Raw genomic sequence first — 17267 nt, forward strand, 5'->3', positions numbered from 1 at the left:
ACATATCGGGCATATCGACTCCGATTTGAGCCAGTGAGTCGCCGGTGAGTCGGCGGCGGGCACCGCGCGAGTGCTCCGCCGCCCCGCTCACGCCGCCTCGACCGCCGCCCGGATCTCGTCCGCGAAGCGCTCCGCGGCCCCGCGCAGACCCCCGGCATCCGGTCCGTACCGCAGCACACCCCGGCTGACGCTCGGCACGACATTGCGCACGGCCTGCCCGAAGACGCCCGGCAGATCCGCCGGGGTCGCGCCCTGCGCACCGATCCCGGGGGCGAGCAGCGGGCCGTTGATGGCGAGGTCGTACGAGGAGAGGTCGCCCAGGGTCGCGCCGACGACGGCCCCGAAGGACCCCAGCGGCGCCTGTCCGGCGTTCTCGTCGGCGAGGTGCCCGAGGACGGTGGCCGCGACCGTGCGGCCGTCCTCGCGCAGCGCGTGCTGCACCTCGGCGCCCTCGGGGTTGGAGGTGAGGGCGAGCACGAAGAGCCCGGCGCCGTTCTCGCGGGCCAGTTCGACGGCCGGCTTCAGGGAGCCGTAGCCGAGGTAGGGCGAGACCGTGAGCGCGTCGCTGAACAGCGGCGAGTCCTTGTGCAGGAAGGTCTCGGCGTACGCGGCCATGGTCGAGCCGATGTCGCCGCGCTTGGCGTCCATGACGACCAGGGCGCCGGCCTCGCGCAGCTCCGCGACCGCCTTCTCCAGGACGGCGACGCCGCGCGACCCGAAGCGCTCGAAGAAGGCGCTCTGCGGCTTGAAGACCGCGACCGTCCCGGCGAGCGTCTCGACGACGGTCCGCGTGAACCGCTCCAGGCCCGCGATGTCGTCGTCCAGCCCCCAGGCGGACAGCAGCGAGGCGTGCGGGTCGATGCCGACGCAGAGCGGGCCGCGCTCGTCCATGGCGCGGCGCAGCCGGGTGCCGAAGGGCTCCAGGGCGCTCGCAGGGGTTTCCGGGGCGGTCATGCGGACCTCCTGACGTCGGCGCCGACGGCGTCGGCGAGGGTGGCGTACGGGCTCGTGCGCAGGCGCGCGGCGAGGCCCTTGTGGATCGCGCGGGCCCAGAAGGGTCCCTCGTAGATGAAGGCGCTGTAGCCCTGGACGAGGGTGGCGCCGGCGAGGATGCGCTGCCAGGCGTCCTCGGCGTTCTCGATGCCGCCGACGCCCACGAGTGTGATGCGGTCGCCCACGCGCGCGTAGAGGCGGCGCAGGACCTCCAGGGAGCGCGCCTTGAGGGGCGCTCCGGAGAGCCCGCCGACCTCGTTGACCAGCGTGGGTTCGGATGTCAAACCGAGGCTCTCGCGCGCGATGGTCGTGTTGGTGGCGATGATGCCGTCCAGACCGAGTTCGACGGCGAGGTCCGCGACGGCGTCGATGTCCTCGTCGGCCAGGTCGGGGGCGATCTTCACGAGGAGCGGTACGCGGCGGCCCTCCACGCTGTGGTCGGCGGCCTCGCGGACGGCGGTCAGCAGCGGGCGCAGCGACTCGGTGGCCTGGAGGTTGCGCAGCCCGGGGGTGTTCGGGGACGAGACGTTGACGACCAGGTAGTCGGCGTGGCGGGCGAGGCGCTCGGTCGACTTCACGTAGTCGGCGGCGGCCTCCTCCTCGGGGACGGCCTTGGTCTTGCCGATGTTCACGCCCACGACGGTCCTGAAGACCGCCTTGCGGGCCGCCAGCCGGGCCGCCACGGCCGCCGAGCCTTCGTTGTTGAAGCCCATGCGGTTGATGAGCGCGCGGTCCTGCACGAGGCGGAAGAGCCGCTTCTTGGGGTTGCCGGACTGCGGCTCCCCCGTGACGGTGCCGATCTCGATGTGGTCGAAGCCGAGCATCGACATGCCGTCGATCGCGACGGCGTTCTTGTCGAAGCCCGCGGCGAGGCCGAAGGGGCCGTGCATCCGCAGCCCGAGGGCCTCGGTGCGCAGTTCCCTGAACCGGGGCGCGAGGCCGGCCGCGAGGAACGTGCGCAGGACGGGGACGCGGGCCGCGAGGCGAATCCAGCGGAAGGCCAAGTGGTGGGCCTGCTCCGGGTCCATCCGCTGGAAGACGAGGTGGAAGAAGAGCTTGTACATGTTCGGTGTCCTCAGAAAGAGCCCATGACCTCACGGGGAGAGCGCCCCATGAGGAGGGCCGCACGAATAGGGCCTCATGAAGAGGGGGACACCGTTTCCGGTGTCCCCCTCAGGGCTGCTAGTCGCGGGCCGCGGTCAGGCGTTCCGCGTGTTCCTGGAGCGATCGGACGCCGACGTCGCCGCGGTTGAGCGCGTCGATGCCCTGGACGGCGGCGGCGAGCGCCTGGACCGTCGTCAGGCACGGCACGGAGCGCGCCACGGCGGCCGTACGGATCTCGTAGCCGTCGAGGCGGCCGCCGGTGCCGTACGGGGTGTTGACGATGAGGTCGACGCCGCCGTCGTGGATGAGCTGGACGATGGTCTTCTCGCCGTTCGGGCCCACGCCCTCGGACTGCTTGCGCACCACCGTGGCGGGCAGGCCGTTGCGCTTGAGCACCTCGGCCGTGCCGGAGGTGGCGAACAACTCGAAGCCGTGCGCGACCAGTTCGCGCGCCGGGAAGATCATCGAGCGCTTGTCACGGTTGGCGACGGAGATGAAGGCGCGGCCCTTGGTCGGCAGCGGACCGTACGCGCCCGCCTGCGACTTGGCGTACGCGGTGCCGAACACCGAGTCGATGCCCATGACTTCGCCCGTGGAGCGCATCTCCGGGCCGAGGACGGTGTCGACGCCGCGCCCGTGGATGTCGCGGAAGCGCGACCACGGCATGACGGCCTCCTTGACGGAGATCGGCGCGTCCATCGGCAGCGTGCCGCCGTCGCCGTGCTTGGGGAGCATGCCCTCCGCGCGCAGCTCGGCGACGGTCGCGCCCAGCGAGATCCGGGCGGCGGCCTTGGCCAGCGGCACCGCGGTCGCCTTCGAGGTGAAGGGGACGGTGCGCGAGGCGCGCGGGTTGGCTTCGAGGACGTACAGGATGTCGCCGGCCATGGCGAACTGGATGTTGATCAGTCCGCGGACGCCGACGCCCTTGGCGATGGCCTCCGTGGAGGCGCGCAGGCGCTTGATGTCGAAGCCGCCGAGCGTGATCGGGGGCAGCGCGCACGCCGAGTCGCCGGAGTGGATGCCGGCCTCCTCGATGTGCTCCATGACGCCGCCGAGGTACAGCTCGGTGCCGTCGTAGAGGGCGTCCACGTCGATCTCGATCGCGTCGTCCAGGAAGCGGTCGACGAGGACCGGCCGCGAGGGGCTGATCTCGGTCGACTCCTCGATGTAGGAGGCGAGGCGGATCTCGTCGTACACGATCTCCATGCCGCGGCCGCCGAGCACGTACGACGGGCGGACGAGGACGGGGTAGCCGATCTCGTCGGCGATGGCCTTGGCCTCGGCGAACGTGGTGGCGGTGCCGTGCTTCGGCGCGGGGAGGCCGGCCTCGGCGAGCACGCGGCCGAACGCGCCGCGGTCCTCGGCGGCGTGGATGGCCTCGGGCGAGGTGCCGACGATCGGGACGCCGTTGTCCTTGAGGGCCTGCGAGAGGCCGAGCGGGGTCTGGCCGCCGAGCTGGACGACGACACCCGCGATCGGCCCGGCCTGCGCCTCGGCGTGGACGATCTCCAGGACGTCCTCCAGGGTGAGCGGCTCGAAGTAGAGCCGGTCGGAGGTGTCGTAGTCCGTGGAGACGGTCTCGGGGTTGCAGTTGACCATCACCGTCTCGTAGCCCGCGTCGCTCAGCGCGAAGGAGGCGTGGACGCAGGAGTAGTCGAACTCGATGCCCTGGCCGATGCGGTTCGGGCCCGAGCCCAGGATGATCACCGCGGGCTTCTCGCGCGGGGCGACCTCGCTCTCCTCGTCGTACGAGGAGTAGAAGTACGGCGTCTTCGCGGCGAACTCGGCGGCGCAGGTGTCGACCGTCTTGTAGACCGGGCGCACGCCGAGCGTCTGGCGCACCTCGCGGACGACGTCCTCGCGCAGGCCGCGGATCTCGGCGATCTGGACGTCGGAGAAGCCGTGCCGCTTGGCGTCGGCGAGCAGATCGGCGTCCAGGTGGTCGGCGGCGGCCAGCTCGTCCGCGATCTCCTTGATCAGGAAGAGCTGGTCGACGAACCACGGGTCGATCTTCGTGGCGTCGAAGACCTCCTCCCGGGTGGCGCCCGCGCGGATCGCCTGCATGACGGAGTTGATGCGGCCGTCGGTCGGGCGGACGGCCTCTTCGAGGAGCTGCTTCTGGTCGCCGGGCTCGCCCACGAACGTGAACTGCGAGCCCTTCTTCTCCAGCGACCGCAGCGCCTTCTGGAGGGCCTCGGGGAAGTTGCGGCCGATGGCCATGGCCTCGCCGACCGACTTCATGGTGGTCGTCAGGGTCGAGTCCGCCGACGGGAACTTCTCGAAGGCGAAGCGCGGGGCCTTGACGACGACGTAGTCGAGGGTCGGCTCGAAGGAGGCCGGCGTCTTCTCCGTGATGTCGTTGGGGATCTCGTCCAGGGTGTAGCCGACGGCCAGCTTGGCGGCGATCTTCGCGATCGGGAAGCCCGTGGCCTTGGAGGCGAGCGCGGAGGACCGCGAGACGCGCGGGTTCATCTCGATGACGATGACCCGGCCGTCCTCGGGGTTGACCGCGAACTGGATGTTGCAGCCGCCGGTGTCGACGCCGACCTCGCGGATGATCGCGATGCCGACGTCGCGCAGGATCTGGTACTCGCGGTCGGTCAGCGTCATGGCGGGCGCGACGGTGATCGAGTCGCCGGTGTGCACACCCATCGGGTCGAAGTTCTCGATGGAGCAGACGACCACGACGTTGTCGTTCTTGTCGCGCATCAGCTCCAGCTCGTACTCCTTCCAGCCGAGGATGGACTCCTCCAGGAGCACCTCGGTGGTCGGCGAGAGGGTCAGGCCCTGCCCGGCGATGCGGCGCAGCTCCTCCTCGTCGTGGGCGAAGCCTGAGCCGGCGCCGCCCATGGTGAAGGAGGGGCGCACGACGACGGGGTAGCCGCCCAGCTCCTCGACGCCCTTGAGGACGTCGTCCATGGAGTGGCAGATGTACGAGCGGGCGGACTCGCCGTGCCCGATCTTCTTGCGGACCTCTTCGACGACGCCCTTGAAGAGGTCGCGGTCCTCGCCCTTGTTGATCGCCTCGACGTTGGCTCCGATGAGTTCGACGCCGTACTTCTCCAGGACGCCCTGCTCGTGCATGGAGATCGCCGTATTGAGGGCCGTCTGGCCGCCCAGCGTCGGCAGCAGCGCGTCGGGGCGCTCCTTGGCGATGATCTTCTCGACGAACTCCGGGGTGATCGGCTCGACGTACGTGGCGTCGGCGATCTCCGGGTCGGTCATGATCGTCGCCGGGTTGGAGTTGACGAGGATGACGCGCAGGCCCTCGGACTTGAGGACCCGGCACGCCTGGGTGCCGGAGTAGTCGAACTCGGCGGCCTGACCGATGACGATCGGGCCGGAGCCGATGACCAGGACGGACTGGATATCGGTGCGCTTAGGCACGCTGGGCTCCTTCTGCGGTCATCAGCGATACGAAACGGTCGAAGAGGTACGCGGCGTCGTGCGGGCCGGCGGCCGCCTCGGGGTGGTACTGGACGCTGAACGCGGGCTGGTCGAGGAGCTGGAGCCCCTCCACCACCTGGTCGTTGAGGCACACGTGGGAGACCTCAGCGCGCCCGTAGGGGGTGTCGGAGACCTTGTCGAGCGGCGCGTCCACGGCGAAGCCGTGGTTGTGCGCGGTGACCTCGACCTTGCCGGTGGTGCGGTCCTGCACCGGCTGGTTGATGCCGCGGTGGCCGTACTTCAGCTTGTACGTGCCGAAGCCGAGGGCGCGGCCGAGGATCTGGTTGCCGAAGCAGATGCCGAACAGCGGCGTCTTCCGCTTGAGGACGGCGGTCATCAGCGCGACCGGTCCTTCGGCGGTGGCCGGGTCGCCGGGGCCATTGGAGAAGAAGACTCCGTCGGGGGCGACGGCGTACACCTCCTCCTCGGTGGCGGTCGCGGGCAGCACGTGCACCTCGATGCCGCGCTCGGCCATCCGGTGCGGGGTCATGCCCTTGATGCCGAGGTCGATGGCGGCGACGGTGAACTTCTTCTCGCCGACGGCCGGGACGACGTAGGCCTCCTTGGTGGCGACCTCCTCGTAGAGGCTGGCGCCCTTCATCTGGGGCTGCGCCTGGACGCGGGCCACCAGCTCGTCGTCGGCGGCCAGCGCCTCGCCGGAGAAGATGCCGGAGCGCATGGAGCCGCTCTCGCGCAGGTGGCGGGTGAGGGCGCGGGTGTCGATCCCGGAGATGCCGACGACGCCCTGCTTCACCAGCTCGTCGTCGAGCGAACGCCGCGAACGCCAGTTGGAGGGGACGCGGGCGGGGTCGCGGACCACGTAACCGGAGACCCAGATGCGGCCCGACTCGTCGTCCTCGTCGTTCCAGCCGGTGTTGCCGATCTGGGGGGCGGTGGCGGCCACGATCTGGCGGTCGTAGGAGGGGTCGGTCAGGGTCTCCTGGTAACCGGTCATGCCGGTGGAGAACACCGCTTCGCCGAAGGTCTCCCCCACGGCCCCGTAGGCACGGCCGCGGAAGATGCGGCCGTCCTCCAGGACGAGTACGGCGGGAGCCTTGCCGGCTCCCCGAGTGGAGGTCGTCATCGTGCGATGCCTTCCGTAGTAGCGGTTGTGATCATGGTGTTGATGGTCTCGACCCACTCGGCCTGCTCGGCCGCGTGGTCCGAGCGGAAGCCCGAGTCGAGCAGCTTCCCGCCGTGCTCCCAGGTGACGACGAGCAGTCCACCCTCGGCGAGCACCTTCCCGGCGATGCCCTTGTCGAGACGGGCCTCGCGCAGTCGGCCGACGGGGATGAAGAAGTCGCTCGCCCCGGGGCGTACGACGTCGAGCCCCGCGTCGGTGAGCGTCAGCTCGACGCGGCTTCGGGTGCCCAGGCCGTGCGCCACGATGCGGTCGAGCCACTGCCCCGCCGTGGTGGAGCCGTGGTAGCGGCCGCTCAGCTCAAGTCTGGCCGGGCCGGGCTCGGACGGCGCGGCGGGCAGCTCGGGCAGGTCGCCCTGGAGCGTGCCACGCCACTTCCAGCCCTCGCGCATCAGCCAGTAGACGAGCGCGATGAAGAGCAGCAGTCCGACGACCCAGCCGAGCCGTGCGGCCCAGTCGGTCACGTCCGCCGATTCCTTCTCGGCGGCCAGTTGCAGAAGAGTTGTCACGCGAGCTTCCCGTCGACGAGCGTGGGCCGGCCCCGGAGCCAGGTGTGCGTGACGCGGCCCGGCAGCTCGCGGCCCTCATAGGGAGTGTTGCGGCTGCGCGAGGCGAAGCCCGCGGGGTCCACTTCCCCACGGTAATCGGCGTCGACCAGGACGAGGTTCGCGGGCTCACCTGGCGAGACGGGGCGGCCGTGGCCGGTGGCGCGGCCGATCTTCGCCGGCTTGAAGGACATGCGGTCGGCGACCGCCTCCCACGTCAGCAGGCCGGTCTCGATCATCGTCTGCTGGACGACGGAGAGCGCGGTCTCCAGACCCACCATGCCCATGGCGGCGGCGGCCCACTCGCAGTCCTTGTCCTCGTGCGGGTGCGGGGCGTGGTCGGTGGCCACGATGTCGATGGTGCCGTCGGCGAGGGCCTCGCGCAGCGCCATGACGTCGCGCTCGGTGCGCAGCGGCGGGTTGACCTTGTAGACCGGGTTGTACGAGCGGACCAGCTCGTCGGTGAGGAGCAGGTGGTGCGGGGTGACCTCGGCGGTCACGTCGATGCCGCGCGACTTGGCCCAGCGGACGATCTCCACGGACCCGGCGGTCGACAGGTGGCAGATGTGGACGCGCGATCCGACGTGCTCGGCGAGCAGGACGTCCCGGGCGATGATCGACTCCTCGGCGACGGCGGGCCAGCCGCCGAGGCCCAGCTCGGCGGAGACGACGCCCTCGTTCATCTGGGCGCCCTCGGTGAGCCGCGGCTCCTGGGCGTGCTGGGCGACGACGCCGCCGAAGGCCTTCACGTACTCCAGGGCGCGCCGCATGATCACCGCGTCGTCGACGCACTTGCCGTCGTCGGAGAAGACGGTGACGCCGGCGGCGGACTCGTGCATGGCGCCCAGCTCGGCGAGCTTCTTGCCCTCCAGGCCGACGGTGACGGCGCCGATGGGCTGCACGTCGCAGTAGCCGGACTCCTTGCCGAGGCGGTAGACCTGCTCGACGACGCCGGCGGTGTCGGCGACGGGGAAGGTGTTGGCCATGGCGAAGACGGCGGTATAGCCACCGGAGGCGGCGGCGCGCGTGCCGGTCAGGACGGTCTCGGAGTCCTCGCGGCCCGGCTCGCGCAGGTGGGTGTGGAGGTCGACGAGGCCCGGCAGCAGCACCTTGCCCCCGGCCTCGATCACGGTGGCGCCCTCGGCGGAGAGCCCCGCGCCGACGGCCTCGATGGTCTCGCCGTCGATCAGGACGTCCTGCGCCTCGCCGCCGAGCACCTTCGCACCACGGATCAGGATCTTGCTCATGGTCGTTACTTCTCCTCGGAACCGGTGGGGCGGGGGGTGACGGCGGGCTCGTTGCCGCCCAGAAGCAGATAGAGGACGGCCATCCGGATGGAGACGCCGTTGGCGACCTGCTCGACGACCGTGCAGCGGTCGGAGTCGGCGACCTCGGCGGTGATCTCCATGCCGCGGACCATCGGGCCGGGGTGCATGACGATGGCGTGCTCCGGCATCTTCGCCATGCGCTCGCCGTCCAGGCCGTAGCGCCGCGAGTACTCGCGCTCGGTGGGGAAGAACGCGGCGTTCATGCGCTCGCGCTGCACCCGCAGCATCATCACGGCGTCGGACTTCGCGAGGACGCGGTCCAGGTCGTACGAGACCTCGCAGGGCCACTGCTCGACGCCGACCGGCACCAGGGTGGGCGGGGCGACCAGGGTGACCTCGGCGCCGAGGGTGTGCAGCAGGTCGACGTTGGAGCGGGCCACGCGGCTGTGCAGGACGTCGCCGACGAGGGTGATGCGCTTGCCCGCGAGGTCCTTGCCGAGGCCCTCGTCGGGCCCGACGAGGCGGCGCCGCATGGTGAAGGCGTCGAGCAGGGCCTGGGTGGGGTGCTGGTGGGTGCCGTCGCCGGCGTTGATCACGGCGGCGTCGATCCACCCGGAGGTGGCCAGGCGGTAGGGCGCGCCGGAGGCACCGTGCCGGATGACGACGGCGTCGACGCCCATCGCCTCCAGGGTCTGGGCGGTGTCCTTGAGGGACTCGCCCTTGGAGACGGACGACCCCTTGGCGGCGAAGTTGATGACGTCGGCGGAGAGGCGCTTCTCGGCGGCCTCGAAGGAGATCCGGGTCCGGGTGGAGTCCTCGAAGAAGAGGTTGACCACGGTGCGCCCGCGCAGGGCGGGCAGTTTCTTGATCGGCCGGTCGGCCACCCGCGCCATCTCCTCGGCCGTGTCGAGGATCAGGACGGCGTCGTCGCGGGAGAGGTCGGCGGCCGAGATGAGGTGTCGCATCATCGGGGGGGTACTCCGGTGTGTGGAGGTGTGCGGGCACGCGGGCGCGCAGGGTCGCGCCCTGGGCCCCGTGCGGAGGGAAGCCGGTCCTTAAGCGGAAGCGGACTTGGCGCCGAGCAGCACGGCGTCGCGGCCGTCCTCCTCGGTGAGCTGCACCTTGACCGTCTCCCGCAGCGACGTGGGGAGGTTCTTGCCTACGTAGTCGGCGCGGATGGGCAGTTCGCGGTGGCCCCGGTCGACGAGTACGGCGAGCTGCACCGCGCGCGGGCGCCCGATGTCGTTCAGCGCGTCGAGGGCGGCCCGGATGGTGCGGCCGGAGAAGAGCACGTCGTCGACGAGGACGACCAGGCGGCCGTCGATGCCGTCGCCGGGGATCTCGGTGCGGGCCAGCGCGCGCGGCGGGTGCATGCGCAGGTCGTCGCGGTACATGGTGATGTCGAGGGAGCCGACCGGGATCTTGCTGCCGGTGATCTCTTCGAGCTTGGCGGCGAGCCGGCGGGCGAGGAAGACGCCGCGGGTGGGAATGCCGAGGAGGACCACGTCGTCGGCGCCCTTGGCGCGCTCGACGATCTCGTGGGCGATGCGGGTCAACACCCGCGCGATGTCGGGCCCTTCGAGTACGGGGCGCGCGACAACGGAGTCTTTGGAGCCTTGCGTGTCCATATGAAACGGACCTCCTTCTCCGCCTCACGGGACGGACATTAAAGGACGTCGAAATTGCGCCAGTCACACTACCAGTACTGATGGCCGAACACGTCATCGGCCTCCACTGAAGGGGCGGTACGGACCATTCGGCTTGACGCAGGCAAGTAACGCTGCGTAACCTCACAGTGAGTTACCAGCCACGCGGCGGAGCCGCATGATTGTCGCAGCGTCCGGGGAGCTATATGTCCAGCGAATACGCCAAGCAGCTCGGGGCCAAGCTCCGCGCGATCCGTACCCAGCAGGGCCTTTCCCTCCACGGCGTCGAGGAGAAGTCCCAGGGACGCTGGAAGGCGGTCGTGGTGGGGTCGTACGAGCGCGGTGACCGTGCCGTGACCGTGCAGCGCCTCGCCGAGCTCGCGGACTTCTACGGCGTCCCCGTGCAGGAGCTGCTGCCCGGTACGGCTCCTGGTGGCGCCGCCGAGCCGCCGCCGAAGCTCGTCCTCGACCTGGAGCGCCTGGCCCACGTGCCGGCGGAGAAGGCGGGCCCGCTCCAGCGGTATGCCGCCACGATCCAGTCGCAGCGCGGTGACTACAACGGCAAGGTGCTCTCGATCCGCCAGGACGACCTGCGCACCCTCGCCGTCATCTACGACCAGTCCCCCTCGGTCCTGACCGAGCAGCTCATCAGCTGGGGCGTCCTGGACGCCGACGCGCGCCGCGCCGTGGCCCACGAAGAGGTCTGACCCTTCCCGCGAAAACCCCAGCAGAAACGTGCCGCCGGGGTGGCCACAGCCTTTTGGCTGTGGCCACCCCGGCGGTTTTTCGCTATTCCGGAGCAATTCCCCGGGCCTCCCCGCCGAAAACCCGGGACGGAGAAACCGCCGGGGCCCGCAGCGATCGCTGCGGGCCCCGGCGGTGACGTACGGGAGAAGCCTTACGCCTCGTCCCGGCGCAGGGACGGCTTCAGGTCCTTGAAGCGCCCGAGCAGGCCGTTGACGAAGGACGGCGACTCGTCGGTGGAGAACTCCTTGGCGAGCTGGACCGCCTCGTCGAGGACCACCGCGTCGGGGGTGCCGTCGACCCAGACCAGTTCGTAGGCGCCGAGCCGAATGATGTTCCGGTCGACGACCGGCATGCGGTCCAGGGTCCATCCGACGGCGTACTGCGAGATGAGTTCGTCGATGCGGCGCTCATGCTCCGCGTATCCCTCGACGAGCTCCATCGTGTACTCGCTCACCGGCGGCTGCCGGGTGTCGGACCGCGAGTGGCGCACCCAGTCGGCGAGGACCGTCAGGACGTCCGTACCGCGCTGGTCCGCCTCGAAGAGGATCTGGAAGGCGCGCTTGCGGGCCGTGTTACGAGCAGCCACGGTTAGCTGTTCACCCGGCCGAGGTAGTCGCTGGTGCGGGTGTCGACCTTGATCTTCTCGCCGGTGGTGATGAAGAGCGGCACCTGGATCTGGTGGCCGGTCTCCAGGGTGGCGGGCTTGGTGCCACCGGTGGAGCGGTCGCCCTGGACGCCCGGCTCGGTCTCCTGGATGACGAGCTCGACGGCGGCGGGCAGCTCGACGAAGAGCACCGCGCCCTCGTGCTGCGCCACGGTGGCGGTGAAGCCCTCGATCAGGAAGTTGGCGGCGTCGCCGACGGCCTTCTTGTCGACGTGCAGCTGGTCATAGGTCTCCATGTCCATGAAGACGAAGTACTCGCCGTCCATGTAGGAGAACTGCATGTCGCGCTTGTCAATCGTGGCCGTCTCGACCTTGACGCCGGCGTTGAACGTCTTGTCGACGACCTTGCCGGAGAGCACGTTCTTGAGCTTGGTGCGCACGAAGGCCGGGCCCTTGCCGGGCTTGACGTGCTGGAACTCGACGACGGACCAGAGCTGGCCGCCTTCGAGCTTGAGCACCAGGCCGTTCTTGAGGTCGTTCGTGGAAGCCACGGTTGCGGAATCTCCTGCACTGACTGACTGGTGGACGACCCCGGTCGGGCACGCGCGCTAGAGCGCGAGCAGTTCCTTGGTCGTGATGGTGAGTAGCTCGGGTCCGCCGTCCGCCTCGGGGCGCACGACGAGCGTGTCATCGATCCGGACACCACCCCGGCCAGGGAGGTGAACCCCCGGTTCGACGGTGACCGGCACGCAAGCGTCCAGTTTACCCATGGCCGAGGGCGCCAACTGCGGGTCCTCGTCGATTTCGAGCCCCACCCCGTGTCCCGTCAGTGGAGCGAGCCCTTCCGAATACCCCGCCGAGTCCAGTACGTGACGTGCCGCGCGGTCCACGTCACGGCAGGCCGCACCGGGTACGAGGGCCTCCCTGCCCGCCCGCTGAGCGGCGAAGACGAGATCGTACAGCTCGATCTGCCAGTCCGCGGGAGAGGTCCCGATGACGAACGTACGGCCGATCTCGCAGCAGTATCCGCGGTAGCTCGCGCCCAGGCAGACGGAGAGGAAGTCACCCTCCTCCACCCGGCGGTCGGTGGGCCGGTGGCCGCCCTTGCCGGAATTCGGCCCGGTGCCGACCGAGGTGGGGAAGGCGGGGCCGTCCGCGCCGTGGTCCACCAGCCGCCGCTCCAGCTCCAGCGCCAGGTGGCGCTCCGTACGCCCGACGAGGATGGACTCGAGCAGCTCCCCCAGCGCCTGGTCGGCGATCTCCGCGGCGACCCGCAGACAGGAGATCTCCTCCTCGTCCTTGACGAACCGCAGCTGCTCCACCGCGCCGCCGAGGTCCACCAGCCGCAGCCCTGGCGCGACCGAACGGAGCGCCCGGTGCCGGGCCACCGTCAGATGGTGCTCCTCGACGGCCAGCGACTCGGCTCCGCCGGCGGCCGCCAGCTCGGCCCCCGCGACGGCCGGATCGGCGCCCGGCGCGGGAAGCAGCCGGGTCCGCAGCGCCTCGTCGGCCCGTCCCTCGCCCGGCAGGTCGCCGGGTGGGCGCCCGCACAGCAGGACGTCTTCGTCCGTGCCGACCAGGAGCACGGCGCCGCGGGGCGCCGCTCCGGCGAGATAGCGGACGTTGGCGGGCCGGGAGATCAGCGCCGCCGCACCACCACCGGCGGCGCTCCGCTCCCTCACCCGCTCCCTGCGGACCGCGTACACCTCTGACATGGGGCGAGCCTATGAGCGCCGCGGCGCCCCGGCCCGGTCAGCGCGTCCGACCGGGCGGTGGGCCCTGCTCCACGGCTCCTCACGGCCGCGCGGGGCCCCGCCCTACCACTGCGGCGGGCTCGCGATGGCGCGGGCCAGGACGTCGTCCAGGACGCGGGCCGTGGCGGGGACGTCCATCTGGGAGTTGTCGATGATGGGCAGGCCCGAGCCGTACCAGCCGGCCATGCGGCCGTGGATGCGGGCCACTTCCTCGTCGCTGAGGCGGCGGTTGCCGCTGCGCTCGGCGTTGCGCTCCAGGACGACTTCCAGGCCCGGCAGGAGCACGACGGGCAGCAGGCCGGGGCCCACGTGGCGCTTCCAGCCGCCGAGGCCCACGACGGGGCGGTCGGGGAAGACCGCGTCGTCGAGGATGCACGATATGCCGTTCGCCAAAAAATTCCGCGCGGCGAAGCCGCAGGTGCGGCGGGCCAGGCGGTACTGCGCCTCCGAGTGGTCGTTCCAGCCCGACTGGGGGTCGGCGAACCCGGAGCGGACCCATTCGCGTACGTCGTCGAGGCTGATGTGGGCCGTCGGCACACGCCGGTGCTCCGCCCAGAACTTCGCCACGCTCGTCTTGCCCGCGCCCGCGGGGCCGATGAGCAGCACCGCGAGCGTGGTGGCCCCGGAGTCGGCCTGTGCCGTGCCCGGCGGGGGGCTCGGCATCGCTACGGGGCCACCGGGCGGCAGCTGGACGTGCCCCGTGGTGTCAGGGACCGGTGGCACGGGGCCCGGCCCCAGCTGAAGGGTCGCGGGCGCCTGGCCCTGCGGACGGGGCGGCGGTGCCGGGGCCTCGGGCACGTGGCCCGGGGCCTGCACCTGGGGGTGCGGGGCGCCGGGATGGCCCGTGAAGCCCGGTGCGGGGGGCTGCGGAGCCCCCGGCGGGTGATGTGCGGCCGGGGACCAGCCGGCGGCCGGTCCGTGCCCCGGCTGATGGGGCGGCGGCAGCGGAGACCCCACTGCGTGCTGCATCCGGTGCCACTCCGTCTCGTGCGACTGACGCTGGTCGGGCGGCGGCCGGGCCGCCCGTTACCGAACGGTACCGTCCCCGGCCGCCGTTGTGTGAACGGCCGGGGACGCGCTGAAGTGCCCGTGGCCGGATCGAAGGGCCACGAGAAGCGCGCTACTGCCCGACTTCGCCGTACGCGGCGAGCAACACCGCCGGGTCGGGGCCCTCCAGGACGGTCGGCTTGCCGAGACCGTCCAGGACGATGAAGCGCAGCAGGTCACCGCGGGACTTCTTGTCGACCTTCATGGTCTCCAGGAGCTTGGGCCACTGGTCGTAGCGGTAGGTCAGCGGCAGACCGACCGACTCCAGCACGGCGCGGTGCCGGTCGGCGGTCGCGTCGTCCAGGCGCCCGGCGAGGCGGCCGAGTTCGGCCGCGAAGAGCATGCCCACGGAGACGGCGGCGCCGTGCCGCCACTTGTAGCGCTCGTTCTTCTCGATGGCGTGCGCGAGGGTGTGCCCGTAGTTGAGGATCTCGCGCAGGCCCGACTCCTTGAGGTCGCTGGAGACGACCTCGGCCTTGACCCTGATGGAGCGTTCGATCAGCTCGGCGGTGTGCGGCCCGGCGGGCGTGCGGGCGGCCTGCGGGTCGGCCTCGATGAGTTCCAGGATGACCGGGTCGGCGATGAATCCGGCCTTGATGATCTCCGCGAGCCCGGAGACGTAGTCGTTCACCGGGAGCGAGTCGAGCGCCGCGAGGTCGCACAGGACCCCGGCGGGCGGATGGAAGGAGCCCACGAGGTTCTTGCCCTCGGCGGTGTTGATGCCGGTCTTGCCGCCGACGGCCGCGTCGACCATGCCGAGCACCGTGGTCGGTACGGCGATCCAGCGCACCCCGCGCAGCCAGGTCGCGGCGACGAACCCGGCGAGGTCGGTGGTGGCCCCGCCGCCGACGCCGACGATGACGTCGCTGCGCGTGAAGCCGGACTGGCCGAGGGCCTTCCAGCAGTACGCGGCGACCTCGGCGGTCTTGGCCTCCTCGGCGTTGGGCACCTGGATGACGACGACCTCGTACCCCTGGTCGGCGAGGTCCTGGCGCAGCGCGTCGCCGGTCTCGGCGAGCGCCTCGGGGTGGATGACCGCGACGCGCTTGACCTGGTCGCCGATGAGGCCGGGCAGCTCGCCGAGGAGCTGCCGACCGACCAGGACCTCGTACGGACCCGTGCCGGCGGTGCCGCCGACGTGGATGCGGGTGGGGGTCTGCTCCGTCGTCATGCTTCCTTCAACTCCAGTGCGTCGAGGACCGCCTGGGCGACCTCTTCGGGGGTGCGGTTGTCGGTGGCGACGACCGCGCGGGCGACTTCGGCGTACAGATGGCGGCGGGCGTCCATCAGCTCGCGCCACTGCTTGCGCGGGTTGACGGCGAGCAGCGGGCGCGCCTGGTTGAGGCCGGTGCGCTTGACGGCCTCCTCGACGTCCATCGAGAGGTAGACGACGGGGTGCGCGCCGAGCAGGGCGCGCGTCGACTCGTCGAGGATCGCGCCGCCGCCGAGCGCGAGGACGCCGGTGTGCTCCTGGACGGCGGCGCGGACCGCCTCGCGCTCCAGCTCGCGGAAGTACGGTTCGCCCTCGTCGACGAAGATGTCCGCGATCTCGCGGCCCTGGGCGGCGACGATGTCGGCGTCGGTGTCCCGGAAGGCGGTGCCGAGCCGGTCGGCGAGCAGCTCGCCGACCGTGGTCTTGCCGACGCCCATGGGGCCGATCAGGACGACCTGCGGGCCGCTCACCGGATCTGGAGGTTGTCGAGGTACGAGCGGACGTTGCGCCGGGTCTCGGGCACGCTGTCGCCGCCGAACTTCTCCGCGACGGCGTCGGCGAGGACGAGCGCGACCATGGCCTCGGCGACGATGCCGGCGGCCGGCACGGCGCACACGTCGGAGCGCTGGTGGTGCGCCTTGGCGGCCTCACCGGTGGCCACGTCGATGGTGGCGAGGGCGCGCGGCACGGTCGCGATGGGCTTCATCGCGGCACGCACGCGCAGCAGTTCACCGGTGGTCAGGCCGCCCTCGGTGCCGCCGGAGCGGCCGGAGGTGCGCTTGATGCCGTCCTCGGTGGTGACGATCTCGTCGTGCGCCTTGGAGCCGGGCACGCGCGCGAGGTCGAAGCCGTCGCCGACCTCGACGCCCTTGATGGCCTGGATGCCCATGAGCGCGGCGGCGAGACGGGCGTCGAGCCGCCGGTCCCAGTGCACGTGCGAGCCGAGGCCGACGGGCACGCCGTAGGCGAGAACCTCGACGACGCCGCCGAGGGTGTCGCCGTCCTTGTGGGCCTGGTCGATCTCCGCGACCATCGCCTTCGACGCGTCGGCGTCCAGGCAGCGCACGGGATCGGCGTCGAGCTTCTCGACGTCGGCGGGGGTCGGGTAGACGCCGTAGGGAGCCTTGGCGGCCGCCAGCTCCGTCACATGGCTGACGATCTCGATGCCGGCCGTCTCCTTGAGGTACGAGCGGGCCACCGCGCCGAGTGCGACGCGCGCCGCGGTCTCGCGGGCGGAGGCGCGCTCCAGGATCGGCCGGGCCTCGTCGAAGCCGTACTTCTGCATGCCGGCGAGGTCGGCGTGGCCGGGGCGGGGGCGGGTCAGCGGGGCGTTGCGGGCCAGCTCGGCGAGTTCGGCCGGGTCGACCGGGTCGGCCGACATGACCTGCTCCCACTTGGGCCACTCGGTGTTGCCGACCATGATCGCGACCGGCGAGCCCATGGTCAGGCCGTGCCGGACGCCGCCGAGGAAGGTGACCTCATCGCGCTCGAACTTCATGCGGGCGCCGCGTCCATAGCCGAGCCGCCGCCGGGCCAGGTGGTCCGCCACCATCTCCGTGGTGATCGGCACGCCGGCGGGAAGTCCCTCCAGCGTGGCGACAAGTGCGGGTCCGTGGGACTCCCCAGCGGTCAGCCAGCGCAACCTGCTCAACGGTGCTCCTCATGCTCGCGCCTGGAACTGCGGTCTTCGACGGCGCGGCCGGGTGCGCGGCCCTGGCCCGCCGCCCCCGATCCTCCCACGTCCGCGGGGCACCATCG

At 71.3% G+C, this 17267-nt stretch carries 16 protein-coding genes; 1 reads left to right on the forward strand and 15 read right to left on the reverse strand.

Annotated elements, in window-relative coordinates; genetic code table 11:
• Positions 1-87 precede the first annotated feature (87 nt).
• The 8 genes from pyrF to pyrR form a co-directional block, all read right to left on the reverse strand.
• Positions 88-954 (reverse strand): orotidine-5'-phosphate decarboxylase, encoded by an 867-nt coding sequence (gene pyrF, locus J2N69_RS05430; protein ID WP_230899718.1) that lies wholly within the window; start codon positions 952-954, stop codon positions 88-90.
• On the reverse strand, positions 951-2057 hold the full coding sequence (locus J2N69_RS05435; RefSeq protein WP_230899719.1) for a quinone-dependent dihydroorotate dehydrogenase: 1107 nt from the start codon (positions 2055-2057) through the stop codon (positions 951-953). The genes pyrF and J2N69_RS05435 overlap by 4 nt, the downstream gene beginning before the upstream one ends.
• Before the next feature lie 118 nt (positions 2058-2175).
• Entirely contained in the window at positions 2176-5484 is a 3309-nt protein-coding gene (carB, locus tag J2N69_RS05440; RefSeq protein WP_230899720.1) for a carbamoyl-phosphate synthase large subunit, read from the reverse strand.
• Positions 5477-6628, reverse strand: a complete 1152-nt coding sequence (gene carA / locus J2N69_RS05445) for a glutamine-hydrolyzing carbamoyl-phosphate synthase small subunit (protein ID WP_230899721.1) — start codon at positions 6626-6628, stop codon at positions 5477-5479. Before carA ends, carB begins: the two co-directional genes overlap by 8 nt.
• Positions 6625-7194, reverse strand: coding sequence for a PH-like domain-containing protein (locus tag J2N69_RS05450; protein ID WP_230899722.1), 570 nt, complete (start codon positions 7192-7194; stop codon positions 6625-6627). The genes carA and J2N69_RS05450 overlap by 4 nt, the downstream gene beginning before the upstream one ends.
• The gene (locus J2N69_RS05455; protein ID WP_230899723.1) at positions 7191-8477 is read right to left on the reverse strand and encodes a dihydroorotase; all 1287 of its coding nucleotides are present in this window, start codon (positions 8475-8477) and stop codon (positions 7191-7193) included. Before J2N69_RS05455 ends, J2N69_RS05450 begins: the two co-directional genes overlap by 4 nt.
• A gap of 5 nt (positions 8478-8482) precedes the next feature.
• Entirely contained in the window at positions 8483-9466 is a 984-nt protein-coding gene (locus J2N69_RS05460; protein ID WP_230899724.1) for an aspartate carbamoyltransferase catalytic subunit, read from the reverse strand.
• Between the two features lie 87 nt (positions 9467-9553).
• Positions 9554-10126 (reverse strand): bifunctional pyr operon transcriptional regulator/uracil phosphoribosyltransferase PyrR, encoded by a 573-nt coding sequence (gene pyrR, locus J2N69_RS05465; protein ID WP_127909821.1) that lies wholly within the window; start codon positions 10124-10126, stop codon positions 9554-9556.
• A gap of 224 nt (positions 10127-10350) precedes the next feature.
• On the opposite strand from pyrR, the gene bldD reads away from it, so the two are divergent.
• On the forward strand, positions 10351-10851 hold the full coding sequence (bldD, locus tag J2N69_RS05470; protein WP_055698930.1) for a transcriptional regulator BldD: 501 nt from the start codon (positions 10351-10353) through the stop codon (positions 10849-10851).
• Positions 10852-11042: 191 nt separating this feature from the next.
• On the opposite strand, the gene nusB is transcribed toward bldD, so the two are convergent.
• From nusB to aroC, 7 genes are all read right to left on the reverse strand, one after another.
• Positions 11043-11477: a transcription antitermination factor NusB gene (gene nusB, locus J2N69_RS05475; RefSeq protein WP_230899725.1), complete on the reverse strand. Its 435-nt coding sequence runs from the start codon at positions 11475-11477 to the stop codon at positions 11043-11045.
• Positions 11478-11479: 2 nt separating this feature from the next.
• Positions 11480-12046 carry an elongation factor P gene (efp, locus tag J2N69_RS05480; protein ID WP_127909823.1) on the reverse strand — a complete coding sequence of 189 codons (567 nt, stop codon included), beginning with the start codon at positions 12044-12046 and terminating at the stop codon, positions 11480-11482.
• A gap of 57 nt (positions 12047-12103) precedes the next feature.
• Positions 12104-13210: an aminopeptidase P family protein gene (locus J2N69_RS05485; RefSeq protein WP_230899726.1), complete on the reverse strand. Its 1107-nt coding sequence runs from the start codon at positions 13208-13210 to the stop codon at positions 12104-12106.
• Positions 13211-13312: 102 nt separating this feature from the next.
• Entirely contained in the window at positions 13313-14218 is a 906-nt protein-coding gene (locus J2N69_RS05490; protein ID WP_230899727.1) for a Pro-rich N-terminal domain-containing protein, read from the reverse strand.
• 151 nt (positions 14219-14369) lie between these two features.
• Entirely contained in the window at positions 14370-15467 is a 1098-nt protein-coding gene (gene aroB, locus J2N69_RS05495; RefSeq protein ID WP_230899728.1) for a 3-dehydroquinate synthase, read from the reverse strand.
• Positions 15464-15979, reverse strand: a complete 516-nt coding sequence (locus J2N69_RS05500; protein WP_230899729.1) for a shikimate kinase — start codon at positions 15977-15979, stop codon at positions 15464-15466. The genes aroB and J2N69_RS05500 overlap by 4 nt, the downstream gene beginning before the upstream one ends.
• Positions 15976-17160, reverse strand: a complete 1185-nt coding sequence (aroC, locus tag J2N69_RS05505) for a chorismate synthase (protein WP_230899730.1) — start codon at positions 17158-17160, stop codon at positions 15976-15978. The genes J2N69_RS05500 and aroC overlap by 4 nt, the downstream gene beginning before the upstream one ends.
• Positions 17161-17267: the final 107 nt, after the last annotated feature.

Origin of the sequence: Streptomyces huasconensis, from assembly GCF_021028635.1 — a bacterium.
GTDB lineage: Bacteria > Actinomycetota > Actinomycetes > Streptomycetales > Streptomycetaceae > Streptomyces > Streptomyces huasconensis.

What these genes read in the sequence shown, in the direction of transcription:
- pyrF (WP_230899718.1), bottom strand. Translation starts at nt 954, where the DNA reads ATGACCGCCCCGGAAACCCCTGCGAGCGCCCTGGAGCCCTTCGGCACC.
- J2N69_RS05435 (WP_230899719.1), bottom strand. Translation starts at nt 2,057, where the DNA reads ATGTACAAGCTCTTCTTCCACCTCGTCTTCCAGCGGATGGACCCGGAG.
- carA (WP_230899721.1), bottom strand. Translation starts at nt 6,628, where the DNA reads ATGACGACCTCCACTCGGGGAGCCGGCAAGGCTCCCGCCGTACTCGTC.
- J2N69_RS05455 (WP_230899723.1), bottom strand. Translation starts at nt 8,477, where the DNA reads ATGAGCAAGATCCTGATCCGTGGTGCGAAGGTGCTCGGCGGCGAGGCG.
- J2N69_RS05460 (WP_230899724.1), bottom strand. Translation starts at nt 9,466, where the DNA reads ATGATGCGACACCTCATCTCGGCCGCCGACCTCTCCCGCGACGACGCC.
- pyrR (WP_127909821.1), bottom strand. Translation starts at nt 10,126, where the DNA reads ATGGACACGCAAGGCTCCAAAGACTCCGTTGTCGCGCGCCCCGTACTC.
- bldD (WP_055698930.1), top strand. Translation starts at nt 10,351, where the DNA reads ATGTCCAGCGAATACGCCAAGCAGCTCGGGGCCAAGCTCCGCGCGATC.
- J2N69_RS05485 (WP_230899726.1), bottom strand. Translation starts at nt 13,210, where the DNA reads ATGTCAGAGGTGTACGCGGTCCGCAGGGAGCGGGTGAGGGAGCGGAGC.
- J2N69_RS05490 (WP_230899727.1), bottom strand. Translation starts at nt 14,218, where the DNA reads ATGCAGCACGCAGTGGGGTCTCCGCTGCCGCCGCCCCATCAGCCGGGG.
- aroB (WP_230899728.1), bottom strand. Translation starts at nt 15,467, where the DNA reads ATGACGACGGAGCAGACCCCCACCCGCATCCACGTCGGCGGCACCGCC.